Source organism: Nonomuraea sp. CA-218870, assembly GCF_050936535.1.
In the GTDB taxonomy this organism is placed as follows: Bacteria; Actinomycetota; Actinomycetes; order Streptosporangiales; family Streptosporangiaceae; genus Nonomuraea; species Nonomuraea corallina.
Window position 1 is genome coordinate 65,372 of record NZ_JBNJMN010000002.1, and the last position, 13,365, is coordinate 78,736.

The 13,365-nt window shown below is 72.1% G+C and carries 14 protein-coding genes; 2 read left to right on the plus strand and 12 right to left on the minus strand.

Annotation, left to right across the window (positions count from 1 at the left end):
• Position 1: 1 nt before the first annotated feature.
• Positions 2-1,195, minus strand: coding sequence for an L-2-hydroxyglutarate oxidase (gene lhgO / locus ACQEUU_RS28935; protein WP_433074396.1), 1,194 nt, complete (start codon positions 1,193-1,195; stop codon positions 2-4).
• A 128-nt stretch (positions 1,196-1,323) separates the two neighbouring features.
• Here lhgO and ACQEUU_RS28940 point away from each other — a divergent pair, with 128 nt between their 5' ends.
• Positions 1,324-1,692: a hypothetical protein gene (locus ACQEUU_RS28940; RefSeq protein WP_433072158.1), complete on the plus strand. Its 369-nt coding sequence runs from the start codon at positions 1,324-1,326 to the stop codon at positions 1,690-1,692.
• A 15-nt stretch (positions 1,693-1,707) separates the two neighbouring features.
• Here ACQEUU_RS28940 and ACQEUU_RS28945 read toward each other — a convergent pair whose 3' ends face one another.
• From ACQEUU_RS28945 to ACQEUU_RS28995, 11 genes are all read right to left on the minus strand, one after another.
• Complete coding sequence (locus ACQEUU_RS28945; RefSeq protein ID WP_433072160.1) at positions 1,708-2,697, minus strand: hypothetical protein; 990 nt, start codon at positions 2,695-2,697, stop codon at positions 1,708-1,710.
• Positions 2,698-2,748: 51 nt separating this feature from the next.
• On the minus strand, positions 2,749-3,669 hold the full coding sequence (locus tag ACQEUU_RS28950) for a LysR family transcriptional regulator (RefSeq protein WP_433072162.1): 921 nt from the start codon (positions 3,667-3,669) through the stop codon (positions 2,749-2,751).
• A 16-nt stretch (positions 3,670-3,685) separates the two neighbouring features.
• On the minus strand, positions 3,686-4,855 hold the full coding sequence (locus ACQEUU_RS28955) for a glycine C-acetyltransferase (protein WP_433072164.1): 1,170 nt from the start codon (positions 4,853-4,855) through the stop codon (positions 3,686-3,688).
• Positions 4,855-5,883, minus strand: a complete 1,029-nt coding sequence (gene tdh / locus ACQEUU_RS28960; RefSeq protein ID WP_433072166.1) for an L-threonine 3-dehydrogenase — start codon at positions 5,881-5,883, stop codon at positions 4,855-4,857. Before tdh ends, ACQEUU_RS28955 begins: the two co-directional genes overlap by 1 nt.
• Positions 5,884-6,040: 157 nt before the next feature.
• On the minus strand, positions 6,041-7,117 hold the full coding sequence (locus ACQEUU_RS28965; protein ID WP_433072168.1) for an SPFH domain-containing protein: 1,077 nt from the start codon (positions 7,115-7,117) through the stop codon (positions 6,041-6,043).
• Positions 7,118-7,120: 3 nt separating this feature from the next.
• The gene (locus ACQEUU_RS28970) at positions 7,121-7,555 is read right to left on the minus strand and encodes an NfeD family protein (RefSeq protein ID WP_433072170.1); all 435 of its coding nucleotides are present in this window, start codon (positions 7,553-7,555) and stop codon (positions 7,121-7,123) included.
• A 71-nt stretch (positions 7,556-7,626) separates the two neighbouring features.
• Positions 7,627-8,790 carry an Ig-like domain-containing protein gene (locus tag ACQEUU_RS28975; protein ID WP_433072172.1) on the minus strand — a complete coding sequence of 388 codons (1,164 nt, stop codon included), beginning with the start codon at positions 8,788-8,790 and terminating at the stop codon, positions 7,627-7,629.
• A 77-nt stretch (positions 8,791-8,867) separates the two neighbouring features.
• A complete protein-coding gene (fahA, locus tag ACQEUU_RS28980) occupies positions 8,868-9,971 on the minus strand; it encodes a fumarylacetoacetase (RefSeq protein ID WP_433072174.1) in 1,104 nt (367 codons plus the stop codon).
• Positions 9,968-10,741 carry a hypothetical protein gene (locus ACQEUU_RS28985; RefSeq protein WP_433072176.1) on the minus strand — a complete coding sequence of 258 codons (774 nt, stop codon included), beginning with the start codon at positions 10,739-10,741 and terminating at the stop codon, positions 9,968-9,970. Before ACQEUU_RS28985 ends, fahA begins: the two co-directional genes overlap by 4 nt.
• On the minus strand, positions 10,738-11,907 hold the full coding sequence (locus ACQEUU_RS28990; protein ID WP_433072178.1) for a homogentisate 1,2-dioxygenase: 1,170 nt from the start codon (positions 11,905-11,907) through the stop codon (positions 10,738-10,740). Before ACQEUU_RS28990 ends, ACQEUU_RS28985 begins: the two co-directional genes overlap by 4 nt.
• Before the next feature lie 79 nt (positions 11,908-11,986).
• A complete protein-coding gene (locus ACQEUU_RS28995) occupies positions 11,987-12,616 on the minus strand; it encodes a helix-turn-helix domain-containing protein (RefSeq protein WP_433072180.1) in 630 nt (209 codons plus the stop codon).
• Between the two features lie 181 nt (positions 12,617-12,797).
• On the opposite strand from ACQEUU_RS28995, the gene ACQEUU_RS29000 reads away from it, so the two are divergent.
• Complete coding sequence (locus tag ACQEUU_RS29000; RefSeq protein WP_433072182.1) at positions 12,798-13,337, plus strand: hypothetical protein; 540 nt, start codon at positions 12,798-12,800, stop codon at positions 13,335-13,337.
• Positions 13,338-13,365 lie beyond the last annotated feature (28 nt).

Below are 13,365 nucleotides of genomic sequence, written 5' to 3' on the forward strand. Positions count from 1 at the left end.
CTCATCGGGAGGGTGCTGGGACAATTCCGGCAATGTGCTTGGCGATGGCCAGGCTGGAGGTGGCCGCGGGGGAGGGCGCGTTCCGTACCAGGACGACGTTCCCGTGCACGTCCACCGCGAAGTCGTCCACCAGCGAGCCGTCCCGCGCCACCGCCTGGGCCCGCACGCCGCCCGGCGCGCGCCGCAGGTCATCGGCGGTGAGCTCGGGGACGTACCGGCGGGCCGCCGCGACGAAGGCGCCCTTGACGAGCGAGCCGTAGACCTCCCTGACGCCGGTGCGCCAGTGGCGGCGGGCCAGGCGGAGCGTGCCCGGCCAGGCCATAATCTGATGAAAATTACGGAAATTTCGCCATGTGTATCCCTCGTACGCGCCGGCGAGCACCGCGTTCGGCCCCACCAGGACCTCCCCGCTCACGTGCCGGGTCAGGTGCACCCCCAGGAACGGGTAGCGCGGGTCGGGGACCGGATAGACGAGCCCGCGCACCAGGTCTCCCGCCGTCCCGGCCAGCGCGTAGTACTCGCCGCGGAACGGCACCACGCGGACCGTCCCCGGCCGCCCCGCCATCCGGGCGACGGCGTCCGTGCCCAGCCCGGCGCAGACCACCAGCCGGTCGAAGGCGAACCTGTGCGTCCCCGCCGCCACCTCCACGCCCCTGGACGTCTCCCTGACGCCCTTGACCGGATGCCGCAGCCGTACCGAGCCGCCCAGCTCCGCCACGTCGAGGGCGAGCCGGCGCGCGACCGCGGGGAAGTCGGTGATCGCGGTGCGCGGCGAGTGGACCGCCGCCACGCCCACCGCGTGCGGCTCCACCTCACGCAGCCCGAGCGCGTCCAGCTCGGCGATGCCGGGCACGCCGTTGGCCCTGGCCCGCTCCGCCAGCGCCGCCAGCCGCGGCCGCTCCGACCGGGTGGCGGCCACCACCAGCTTGCCGACCTCCTCGTACGGCAGCGCGTGCTCGGAGCAGTACTCCTTCAGCAGGCTCACGCCCTCGCGGCAGAGCCTGGCCTTGAGCGAGCCGGGCGGATAGTAGAGGCCCGCGTGCACGACGCCGCTGTTGTGGCCGGTCTGGTGCGCGCCGACGCGGTCCTCCTTGTCCAGCACGGTCACCTCGGCGCCTCTGACGGCGGCCAGTTCGCGCGCGACCGCCAGGCCGACGATCCCGGCTCCCACGACTCCGATCTTCTCCGTCACCAGGACAGTGTGCCTACTCCCGGCAGCGGCGCGTAGAGGAGGGGTGAATGTATCCAAAACGATGCGCCTTCGGCGCGGCGCCCGGCAGGCCCGGCAGCCCGCCCCGAATCGAACATGAGTACGATGTGGGCATGTACGTCCCGCCCGAATGGCCCGCGGAGGTGCGACCGCCCAGCGTGCCCGACTGGGAGCGGTCGGCCGTCGCCTGGCTGCTCGACGCGGTCCCGCCCGACTACCGCGCCTACGAGGTGCTGCGCCGCCATCCGGTCGCGCTGGCCCGGATGGCGCGCCACCACGTCAACGCCGCGGTCGAGGCAGCCCGCGCGGGCTACCGGGGGGCGGCGGTCGACCTCAAGGGCCACCTGCCGCCGCACGCGATCGAGGCGGTCCTCGACGCCTACCGCGAGGAGGGGCCCAGGCTGGTGCGCCTGGCCCGCTCCATCGAAGCCGTCGAACGGGCCCTGCGCGGCGACCTGTTCACCAGCGGCATGCGCCCATAGCCGGTCCGGCGGGGGTCAGCGGGTGAGGCGGGCCAGGAGCGCGATGGCGCCGATCGCCAGCGTCGCCGCGCCCAGCCAGACCAGCACGTCGAAGGCCGTCAGCCCGCCGCCCGGCGACTCGGCGGCCGCCCCGGTGTCCGCCGGAGCGGGCCGCTCGGACGGCGTCGGCGTGGGCGTCTCGCGCGCCGGCAGCGGCACCCGGTAGACCGGGCTCCTCGCCCCCTCGGACCCGGTGAGCAGGGCCGTGCCGTCCCCGGTGTAGGCGATGGACTCGGCCTGCTTCAGCTCGGGCATCGGCACCTTGGCGACCGTCTTGCCGGAACGCTCGTACAGGGTCGCCGAGAAGTACGTGCGGATCACGTACGACGACCCGTCTGGCGCGTACGCGGCGTCGGTGGCCATGATCGGTGCGCTGCCGATCCTGCGCAGCGTGTTGGTCCTGCCGGTGCGCAGTTTCTTCGGGGCCGCGTACACCCCGCCCGCGAACTCCTTGGTCACCACGTACAGCCGCCCGGTCCGGGGATCGACCATGATCCCCTCGGCGTTCCTGGCCCCGTCGGCGTAGCGGAACCGGTAGCGGACGGCGGGCAGGGTCGCGTCGGCGAGCGTGCGGGGCTCCATCACCTTGTAGATGGAGATGTCGGGCCACGCCCCGTCGAGGTTGTCGCCGATGTCGGCGAACCACAGCACCCCGCGCCCGGTCGCCGGGTCCTTGACCGCCGCCATGGCCTCCCAGTCGCGCGCTTCGGCCCCCCGCAGCCGGAAGGCGGCCTTCGTCCTGCCGTCGGCCCCGACCGCGTAGAACTCCGGCTGCGCGGAGCTGTCGTTGTGGGTGTAGTAGACGTCGTCGTGGGTGGGCGAGACGGCCAGTCCGCTGGACTCGGTGATGCGCGGGTCGCGGAAGGTGAACAGCCGCTCCTCGCCGTCGGCCGCGGCGGCCGCAGGAGACAGCACGGCCAGGGCGGCCAGCGCCACCCCGAGCGTTCTGATCAACGGTCCCGCCACGCCGCCATCATGCCCCACCGCCGGTACGGCCGCGGTCAGCATCGTTCAGGGTCAGCACCGTTCAGGGTCACCACTGTCCGGGGTGAACGAGGCGGTGAGGTCGCGGAGGGTGTCCAGCAGGGGCCGGAGCAGGGGATGGTGCTCGGCGCCGCGGCGGACGGCGGCGAAGACGCGGCGTTCCGGGCCCGGCACGTGACGGACCGCGACACCGCGCAGGGCCATGTCGCGCAGGGCCAGCCGGGGCACCAGGGCGACGCCGGCGCCGGCGGCCACCAGGGCGACCACGGCGCGGAAGTCGTCGGAGCAGTGGGCGAAGCGGGGGGTGAACCCGGCCCGCTCGCAGGCGAAGGCGATCACGTCGTGCACCGGGTTCCCGGGGTACGGGCCGATCCAGGTCTGGTCGCCGAGCGCGGCCAGGGGGGCGTCCCGGCCGGTCAGCGGGTGCGCCTCGGGCAGGACGAGGTCGAACGGCTCCGCGTACAGGGACACCCGGGACAGGCGCCGGTCGTCGGGGGCGCCCCGGTACTCGACCGCGATCGCCACGTCGGCCTCGCCGTCGAGGAGCATGGTCAGCGACTGGTCGCCCTCCGCGTCGCGTACCCGCACCTGGAGGCGCGGCGCGGAGACCCGCAGGGCCGTGATGGCGGGGGCGAGCACGGCGCTGATCGCGGTGGCGAAGCAGGCCGCGGTCACCTCGCCGGCCGCGCCCGTGGTGTAGTCGGCGACCTCGGCGCGGGCCCGTTCGAGCTGGGCCAGGACCTCGTCGGCGTGGCCGAGCATGATCTTGCCGACGGCGGTGAGGTGGACGCCGCGGCCGTCGCGGACGAACAGCCGGTGGCCGACCTCGTGCTCCAGCGCGGCGAGCTGCTGCGACACGGCGGACGGGGTGAGGTGCAGGGCGGCGGCCGCGGCGGTGACCGTGCCGTGGTCGGCCACCGCCTGGAGTGTGCGCAGCCGCCGCGTGTCTATCACGCGGCGAGGATACGCCTCAGCCGCGGGCGCTGATGAAGGCGTCCACCGCGCGGTCGACGTCGGCGGTGGAGTGGGCCGCCGAGAGCTGCACGCGGATGCGGGCCTGGCCGTGCGGGACGACGGGGTACGAGAAGCCGATCACGTAGATGCCCAGGTCCAGCAGGCGCTCGGCCATCGCCCCCGCCTCGGCGGCGTCGCCGATCATCACCGGGACGATCGGGTGGTCGCCGGGCAGGATGTCGAACCCGGCCTCGGTCATCCGGCCGCGGAACCGCTCGGTGTTGGCCCGCAGCCGCTCGCGTGCCTCGCTGGTGGTCTCCAGCAGGTCGAGGATGCGCAGCGAGGTGGCGGCGATGGCCGGGGCGAGCGAGTTGGAGAACAGGTACGGGCGGGAGCGCTGGCGCAGCAGCTCGCAGATCTCCTTTCGGCCCGACACGTAGCCGCCCGACGCGCCGCCGAGCGCCTTGCCGAGCGTGCCGGTGACGAGGTCGATCCGGTCGGTCACGCCGTGCAGCTCGGGGGTGCCGCGCCCGGTGGGGCCGACGAAGCCGACCGCGTGGGAGTCGTCGACCATGACCATGGCGTCGTACCGTTCGGCCAGGTCGCAGATCTCGGCCAGCGGCGCGAGGTAGCCGTCCATGGAGAACACGCCGTCGGTGACGATCAGCCGCCTGCGGGCGTCCGACGCCTCCTTCAGCCGGGACTCCAGCTCGCCCATGTCGCGGTTGGCGTAGCGGTAGCGGCGGGCCTTGGACAGGCGGATGCCGTCGATGATGCTCGCGTGGTTGAGCGCGTCGGAGATGACCGCGTCCTGGGCGTCGAGCAGGGTCTCGAACACGCCGCCGTTGGCGTCGAAGCACGAGCTGTAGAGGACGGTGTCCTCCATGCCGAGGAAGTCCGACAGCCGGGCCTCAAGCTCCTTGTGCACCTCCTGGGTGCCGCAGATGAAACGCACCGAGGCCATGCCGAACCCCCACCGGTCCAGCGCCCGCTTGGCGGCCTCGACCACCTCGGGGTGGTCGGCCAGGCCGAGGTAGTTGTTGGCGCAGAAGTTCAGCACCTCCCGGCCCGCCACGCTCACCTGCGCGCTCTGCGGGGTGCTGATGACGCGCTCGGGCTTGAGCAGCCCGGCCTCGGTGATCTCGTCGAGCGTCGCACGCAGCTGGTCGCGTACGTTCGTGAACATCAAGCGCTCCAATCAAGAATGACCTTGCCGGTGCGGCCGCTCGCGGCCGTCGCGAAGGCGGCCTCGAACTCGTGGCAGGGGTAGCGGTCGGTGATCACGGGGGAGAGGTCGAGGCCCTTCTCGATCAGGACCGACATGTTGTACCAGGTCTCGAACATCTCGCGGCCGTACACGCCCTTGATGGTCAGCATCGAGGTCACCACGGTCGACCAGTCGACGGCGAACTCCTCGGCGGGCAGGCCGAGCATGGCGATCTTCCCGCCGTGGGTCATGGCGGCGATCATCTCGCGCAGCGCCGCCGGGCTGCCGGACATCTCCAGGCCCACGTCGAAGCCCTCCTTCATGCCGAGCTGGCGCATGCCGTCGGCCAGGGAGGCGCGGGAGACGTTCAGCGCGAGCGAGACGCCGAGTTTGGCGGCCAGGTCGAGGCGCTCGTCGCTGATGTCGGTGATGGCCACGTTGCGGGCGCCGACGTGGGTGGCGACGGCCGCGGCCATCAGGCCGATCGGGCCGGCGCCGGTGATCAGCACGTCCTCGCCGACCAGCGGGAACGACAGCGCGGTGTGCACGGCGTTGCCGAACGGGTCGAAGATGGCGGCCACGTCGGGGTGGACGGGCACCCGGTGCACCCAGACGTTCGTCGCGGGCAGCGTCACGTACTCGGCGAACGCGCCGTCGCGGTGCACGCCCAGGCCGACGGTCCTGCGGCACAGGTGGCGGCGGCCCGCCATGCAGTTGCGGCACTTGCCGCACACGAGGTGGCCCTCGCCGCTGACCAGGTCGCCGACGGCGATGTCCTCGACGCCGGGAGCGACCTCGACCACGTGACCGCAGAACTCGTGTCCCACGATGAGGGGAAGCTCCAGCGTGTGCCGGGCCCATTCATCGAATCTGTGGATGTGGAGGTCGGTGCCGCAGATGCCGGTCCGCAGCACCCTGATCTTCACCTCGCCGGGCCCCACCTCCGGCTCCGGCACGTCGACCAGTGACAGGCCCGGCTCGGCCCTCTCCTTGACCAGTGCTTTCATGGCGCGCATCCCCCTCATCGAACGTAACGCACTGTGCCCGCTCACGGCCGGACGTGTCCATCGAGGAGTTCTTAAGTGCCCCCACAGCTCCGCTTCACGCCGCAGGTCACCACGCGACCGCCCGCCGCGGGCCGCGGCGGGCGGTCGCCGGATCAGCTCAGCGCTCGGCCTCGTCGCGCTGCTTGTCGAGGTCGGGGAACGGGGACGGCTCCCGGGCGCCCTCGGTGAGCTGGCGAGGGCCGTTGGGCCGCTCGGCGCTCTGGGCGTCGGCGACCGCCTCGGCCGCAGCCTCCGTGGCCTTGGCGATCTCCTCGTCCATCTCCGACGCCTCGGGAACGTTCTCGCGGGTGGCCGTGGAGGGCGGGAGCGCCTCGGTGAAGGCCTTGGAGACGCCCTGCAGCGCCGAGGTGACCTCGCTGGGGATCACCCAGAAGGTGTTGCCCTCGCCCTGGGCGAGCTGCGGCAGCACCTGGAGGTACTGGTAGGCGAGCAGCTTCGGGTCCGGGTCGTTGCGGTGGACCGCCTGGAAGACCTGGTCGATGGCGCGCGACTGGCCCTCCGCCTCCAGGATGGCGGCCGAGCGGGCGCCCTCCGCGCGCAGGATGCGGCTCTGCTTCTCGCCCTCGGCGGTGAGGATCTGCGACTGGCGCTGACCCTCGGCGGTGAGGATCGCCGCGCGCTTGTCGCGCTCGGCCCGCATCTGCTTCTCCATCGCGTCCTTGATGGTCTTCGGCGGGTCGATCGCCTTGATCTCCACCCGGTTGACCCGGATGCCCCACTTGCCGGTGGCCTCGTCGAGGACGCCGCGCAGCTGGCTGTTGATGGTGTCGCGGGAGGTGAGCGTCTTCTCCAGGTCCATCGAGCCGACGACGTTGCGCAGCGTGGTCACGGTGAGCTGCTCGACCGCCTGGATGTAGTTCGCGATCTCGTACGCCGCCGCGCGCGGGTCGGTGACCTGGAAGTAGAGCACGGTGTCGATCTCGACGACGAGGTTGTCCTCGGTGATGACCGGCTGCGGGCGGAACGACACGACCTGCTCACGCAGGTCGATCATCGGGTAGACGCGGTCGATGTACGGGATGACGAAGTTGAGTCCGGGTTTGAGCGTCCGGTGGTAACGGCCGAGTCGTTCGACGTTGCGCGCCCTGGCCTGCGGCACGATGCGCACCGCTTTCAGCACGGTGAACACCGCGAACAAGATGACGAACAGACCGACCAGCAGCAGTGGATCCATGTCTCACTCCCGGGGATATACGAGGGCGGTGGCGCCGTCGATTTCGATGACGTCGACGGTGGCGCCGGTCGGGATCACCAGCGTCTCGTCGTAGGCCCGCGCCGACCATTCCTCGCCGGCCAGCCGGATGCGGCCGCCGTGGCCCGTCACCTCTGACAGCACGTAGGCGGGCTTGCCGACGAGCGCGTCGACGCCGAACCTGGTCAGCGCGGGCTGGCGGATGTTGTGCCGCTGGACGAGGGGCCGGATCACGACCAGGCCGGCCGTGGAGGTCAGGGCGAAGACGAGCAACTGCAGCGGGACGGGCAGGCCGATCGCCGCGGCCCCGGCGGTCAGGAGGGAGGCGACGCCGAGCAGGCCCAGAGCCGCGGTGAGCGTGAAGATCTCCGCCACACCGAGAACGACTGCGAGGATTACCCAGATGATCCATTCATCCATGCTCCGGCCCTCCTGTGAGTAATAACGGGCCTGTAGACGTCATCGTTCCCCCTTCCACCGTAAGCCGGGAATCACGCTTGCGGCAGAGGCGTGTCGGCCGGAGAACGGAGCGCGCTTCCCTCGCGCCATTTCTCCCAAGGCATTTGCCAGAATCCCCACCCGTTATCCCATTCCAGGTCGCGGTCGGTGCCCGTGATCACCACCGGGTCGCCGCGCAGGGAGTGGGCGTAGAACCAGGCGGCCTGGTCGGGGCGGGCGTTGACGCAGCCGTGGCTGACGTTGCGGCGGCCCTGGGCCCACACGTTGTCCTTGGCGTGGACGTACTCGCCGCTGTCGGAGATGCGGACGGCGTGGTCGATCATGACGTCGTAGTAGCCGGGGTCGCCCTTCTCGCGGCCGGGCGAGATCATGCGGACCGGGTGGCCCTTGTCCATGGTCAGGTGGACGCCGCTGGTGGTGGTGTATTCGCGGGTGGTGGCCATGCCCGCGCTGATCGCCAGGTCCTGCACGGTCCGGCCGTCGCGGTGGACCGTCATGCGGTGGGTGCGGGTGTCGATCCGGCTGGTCTGGTCGCGGCCGACGGAGAACGCGAACGTTCTGTCGGTCGTGCCGTAGACGCCGGGCGCGGGCCGGACGCCGGCCAGGTGGGCGGTGACCGTGACCCGCTGCCCGGGGGGCCAGAACCGTCGGGTGCGGTAGACGACCCTCGTGTCGCCGATCCACCGCCATGCGCCCTCGACCGGCCGGCCGGCCGTGACCTCCAGCGCGCGCTCCACGGCCGCCCGGTCCCGCACCGGGACGTCGAAGTCGAGGATGACCGGCATGCCGACGCCGACGGTCTCGCCGGGCAGCGGCGCCGTGGCCGCCACCTGGAAGCTTCGCTCGGCGGCGCGGGTGCGGAAGCCGCCGACGGCCACGGTGCGGCCCGCCGCCGTCACGGTGACCGTGTACGCGGCGCCGGGCCGCAGAGCCCACCGGGAGCGCCAGGTGGTGCGGGCCGCGTCGAGGTCGCCCCGTACCGGGAGGCCGTCGGCGTGGGCGACCACATGGTGGAGCGGGCCGCCGTGGGCGCGCACCACGAGGCCCTGGTCGGGACGGGCCTGGTCGGCGCCGAGCGGCGGGGAGACGCTCACCAGGGGCGGGCGCGGGGCCGGGGCCCGCGCCGTCACGGCGCCGCAGCCGCCCGCGGGGAGGAGGAGGGCGGCCAGCCAGACCGTCGCGGCGCGCCGCAGCATGTCACTCCTGCTTTCCTGGGGAGCCTCAAGGAAGCCCTAGGTTAGCGAGGAGTCACGACACAAGCACGCGGAGTCACCTATCCGATTATTCCGGTCACCTCTCCGAGGCTGATGTCCCCCGCGGTCGCCCGGATCGTCACCGTGTCGCCGTCCTGGAGGAATGCCCTGGTCTCGCCGCCGCCCAGCTTGATCGGGTCGGCGCCGTTCCAGGTGAGCTCGATCAGCGAGCCGCGCTCCTCGCGCAGCTCGCCGGAGACCGTGCCGCTGGCGAACAGGTCGCCGGTGCGCAGCGAGGCGCCGTTCACGGTGAGGTGGGCGAGCATCTGGTCCGGCGTCCAGTACATGCTCCGGTACGGCGGCCTTGACACCACCTCCCCGTTGAGCTCCACCTCCAGCGTGATGTCCAGCCCCCAGTCGTCCTTCCTGCGCAGGTAGTCGAGCGGCTCCGGGTCCTGGGCCCGCCCCGGCACCCTGGGCAGCGCCTCCAGCGGCGTCACCCACGGCGAGATGGAGGTGGCGAACGACTTGCCCAGGAACGGCCCGAGCGGCACGTACTCGAACGCCTGGATGTCGCGCGCGCTCCAGTCGTTGACCAGCGTCACCCCGAACACGTGCTCCTCGAAGGGACCGGCCGGCGAGCCGAGCGCGGACGGCACGCCCACGACGAACCCCAGCTCGGCCTCGATGTCGAGCTTGGCCGTCGGCCCGTACACGCCGGCCCGCAGCTGCCCGTGCGGACGCCTGACCGGCGTGCCGGACAGCACGACGGTGCCGGACCGGCCGTGGTAGCCGACCGGCAGGTGGCGCCAGTTCGGCTTCAGCGGCTCGGAGTCGGGGCGGAAGATCCGCCCGACGTTGCTCGCGTGCTCCAGCGAGCAGTAGAAGTCGACGTAGTCGGCCACCTCGAACGGCATGTGCAGGCGCACCTGCTCCAGCGGGATCAGGTGCGGCTCGGTCACCGCGAGGTCGCCGGACAGCTTGTTCCTGATCAGCCGGCGGGTGTCGTGCCAGGCCGTGCGGCCCCGCGCCATGAAGGGGTTGAGCGAGGGGGCCGCGAACACCTCGTCGTGCAGCGCCGCGGCCAGGTCCAGCACCCGGTCCCCGTAACGGACGCCCACCCGGGGCGCCTCCCCCTGCCGGGAGAAGACCCCGTAGGGCAGGTTGTCCAGACCCCAGCTCACATGTCCTCCTCGATCAGGTTCAGGGTCTTCAGGTCGTCCAGCGGCGTGGCCGTGTTGCACGAGCCGTAGCTGACCAGGAGATGCCTGGCCCGTTTCGCGGTCTGCTCGGGAACGGCCCGCGCCATGCGCACGAGCTGGCCCACGTCGGTGGCGCGCAGGGCGGGCACCGGGTCGCGGCCCTCCACGGCCTCGCACACCGCCAGCAGCAGGTTGAGGAAGCCGTGCCGGTCGACGCCCAGCGCCGGGTCGAAGTGGCGCACGGCGTGGTGCAGCCCGGCGGTGGCCTTGAACGGGATGTCGCCGGCCACGCAGAACCGGATGAACGAGCCGAGCTGCTCGGCCTGCGGGAACTCCTCCGGCCGCGCGCCGCCGCAGCGGACCTTCAGGCCCACGCCCTCCGGCACGTCGGCGACGAACTTCGTGGGCGGCACCTCGACGAACAGCCGCACCTCCTTCGGAAGCCGGGGGAGCAGCTCGCGGGCCAGCTCCTCGACGCTCCGCTCGGGCGGCAGCTTGACCTCGGCGAGGTCCACCGGCAGGTCGCCGAGGCCCGGCGGTTCCGGCGTGTCGAGGATCACCCCGATCCGGCGCGGCGTGAACGGTTCGGCGCGCAGCCGGTCGAGCCGGTCGGCCGGGCAGAGGAAGCGGTGGGTCAGCACCGGGCTGCCCCGCTCCTGATCGCGGCGGTGGCGGTCCAGCGCGTCGGACATGTGCAGCGACGTCGGCGGGAACAGGCCCGCGTCGTCGACCAGAGCGGTGTAGAGCGTCATCGTGACCAGGTCCAGGCGTATCCGGGGTCCTCGCAGGCCAGCGCGCCCTGCCCGAGGTCCAGCGGGCGGAAGGTGTCGACCATCACCGCCATCTCGCTGGTGGTGGTGACGCCCCGGGCGACGGCGTCGATCACCGCCTCGACGGCGCCCGGCTGCGGCCCGTGCGTGAACCCGGCCGGGTGCAGCGAGACCGAGCCCACGTCGATGCCCGATCCTCTGCGCGCCGAGTAGTCGCCGCCCACGTAGAACATGAACTCGTCGGAGTCGACGTTGTGGTGGTTGTAGGGGATCGGCACGGACTCGGGGTGGAAGTCCAGCGGCCTGGGGCAGAACGAGCAGATCACGAAGCCAGGACCCTCGAACGTCTGGTGGACGGGCGGCGGGGCGTGCGTCTTCTTCACGATCGGCTCGAAGTCGTCGATGTTGAACGCGTACGGGTAGAGGTAGCCGTCCCAGCCGACCACGTCGAACGGGTGGTTGCGGTAGACCAGCCTGGTCAGCCCGCCCCTGGTGCGCACCAGCACCGGCACCTCCTCGCCCTCGGCGAGCAGCGGCTCGGCGGGCGCCCGCAGGTCGCGCTCGCAGTAGGGGGCGTGCTCCAGGAACTGGCCGTACTGCGACAGGTAGCGCTTGGGCGGCCTGATGTGCCCGGCCGCCTCGATGGCCAGCACGTTGACCCGGCCGCGCGGCACCCAGCGGTGGATGGTGCCGGTGGGGATGACCACGTAGTCGCCGGGACCGGCCTCGATCACGCCGTACGTCGACTCGAAGCGGGCCGTGCCCTCCTGGACGTAGACGCACTCGTCGCCCATCGAGTTGCGGTAGAGCTCGCTGGGCTGGTCGCTGGTCGCGTACGACAACCGGACGTCGCCGTTGCCGGCCAGCAGGATCCGCCCGGACACCAGGTCGCCCGCGCCGGCGAGCTCCGTGGTGCGGAAGTGGCGCGGCGACAGCGGCAGGTTGGGCTCCAGGCGCGTGTCGCCGAGGGGCGTGACGGCCTCGGCCTTGACGATGGCGGTCGGCAGGTGGCGGTGGTACAGCAGCGAGGAATCGGAGGAGAACCCCTCCTCGCCCATCAACTCCTCGGCGTACAGGCCGCCGTCGGGCCGCCTGAACTGCACATGACGCTTGCGGGGCACCTCGCCCACGGCGCGGTAGTACGGCATCCGCCCCTCCTTGACCGTCCGTTTATCGGACGTATGTGTCCTCTATATGTGACAACCGTCCGACATCGGCGAACGGATGTCAACCCAGGGCCGCGGCCAGCTCGGCGGCCGCCTCGACCACGCGGGGTCCGGCCGACTCCGCGAGGGGCCCGAACGTGACCACCCCGACCGAGGCCTCCAGCCACGGCAGCCCCAGGACGGGCGCGGCCATCCCTCTGGCACCCTCCTGCAACTGCCCCTCGGTCACCAGATATGCGGACCCGCCCGTCCGGCCCGCCAGGATCGCCTGCCCGGCCGCGCCTTTCGCCAGCGGATGGCGCGCGCCCTCCCGGTAGGCCACGTGCATGCTGGTCCACGACGGCTCGACCACGGCCACCGCCAGCGCGTCGTCGCCCTCGGCCACCGTGAGGTGCGCGGTCGCGCCCACCTCCTCGGCCAGCCGGCGCAGCGTGGGCACCGCCGCCGCGCGCAGCAGCGGCTGCACGGCCTGGGCCAGCGCGAGCAGCCCGAACCCCAGGTGGACCCGGCCCTCGGCGTCGCGGCGCACGAACCCCTCGTTGAGCAGGGTCGTCAGCAGCCGGTAGACCACCGGGCGGCTCAGCGACAGCTCGGTGCTCAGCTCGGTCGGGGTCCGGCCGCCCCGGCCGTCGGAGAGCAGGCGGAGCAGGCGGAGCCCGCGTTCGAGCGTCTGAGCGGATTCAGCGGCCATAGGGCGATTATCCAGGGCGCTTCGTGTGGCTGTGGTGACTGTATGCGGTGAAAGGGGTACGTAGGGGAACAGAACGCACCAGGGGGTAAGAATGCGGCAAACGTGGATTCTCCTGGTTGCCGGATTGGCTATGTGCGCCTTCCTCCCCGCCCTCCCGTCTGTCGGCGCGAGGGCGATCTACATGGCCAGGGCGACGCCCGCGGCGACCCCGTACGACGCGCTGGTCGAGGACACCTTCTACCTGACTGTCGGCATCGAGGTCGAGCAGCGGCTGCTTCCCGTGGAGAAGGGCGTGAGCATCCGCCCGGGGCCGCTGCTCGCGCCCGGCATCGGGGTGGACGCGAGCGGCCGGGTGTACGGCAGGCCCGAGCGCGCCGGGACCTTCTCGGCCCCCGTCCAGGTCTGCCGCGGCCGGACCTGCTCCGCGCAGCAGGTCACGTTCGTCGTCCTGCGCAACGTGCCGTGGGCTCCCGCCGTGCTCACCTTCCCCGGCCGGGTCGGCGAGCGGCTGTACGGATCCATCACGATCAGGGGCGGGCCCGCGGGCGTGCCGCCGGCGTTCACCGTGACGGATCACGACGCGCTGCCCGAAGGCGTCACCATCGGTCCCGACGGTCAGGTCGGCGGCGTGCCCACGACCCCGGGGGTGTCGCGGGTACCGGTGCGCATCTGCCTGGCGGGCAACTGCGCGGGCGTGGTGGTGACACTGATCGTCATCTGACCCTCTTGCCTTCGGCGGTCGTGTCCGG

Coding starts and splice junctions, on each gene's coding strand:
- ACQEUU_RS29000 (WP_433072182.1), top strand. CDS start 12,798: ATGGCCAGGGCGACGCCCGCGGCGACCCCGTACGACGCGCTGGTCGAG.
- ACQEUU_RS28965 (WP_433072168.1), bottom strand. CDS start 7,117: ATGGATCCACTGCTGCTGGTCGGTCTGTTCGTCATCTTGTTCGCGGTG.
- ACQEUU_RS28970 (WP_433072170.1), bottom strand. CDS start 7,555: ATGGATGAATGGATCATCTGGGTAATCCTCGCAGTCGTTCTCGGTGTG.
- ACQEUU_RS28985 (WP_433072176.1), bottom strand. CDS start 10,741: ATGACGCTCTACACCGCTCTGGTCGACGACGCGGGCCTGTTCCCGCCG.
- ACQEUU_RS28940 (WP_433072158.1), top strand. CDS start 1,324: ATGTACGTCCCGCCCGAATGGCCCGCGGAGGTGCGACCGCCCAGCGTG.
- tdh (WP_433072166.1), bottom strand. CDS start 5,883: ATGAAAGCACTGGTCAAGGAGAGGGCCGAGCCGGGCCTGTCACTGGTC.
- ACQEUU_RS28975 (WP_433072172.1), bottom strand. CDS start 8,790: ATGCTGCGGCGCGCCGCGACGGTCTGGCTGGCCGCCCTCCTCCTCCCC.
- ACQEUU_RS28990 (WP_433072178.1), bottom strand. CDS start 11,907: ATGCCGTACTACCGCGCCGTGGGCGAGGTGCCCCGCAAGCGTCATGTG.
- ACQEUU_RS28995 (WP_433072180.1), bottom strand. CDS start 12,616: ATGGCCGCTGAATCCGCTCAGACGCTCGAACGCGGGCTCCGCCTGCTC.
- ACQEUU_RS28955 (WP_433072164.1), bottom strand. CDS start 4,855: ATGTTCACGAACGTACGCGACCAGCTGCGTGCGACGCTCGACGAGATC.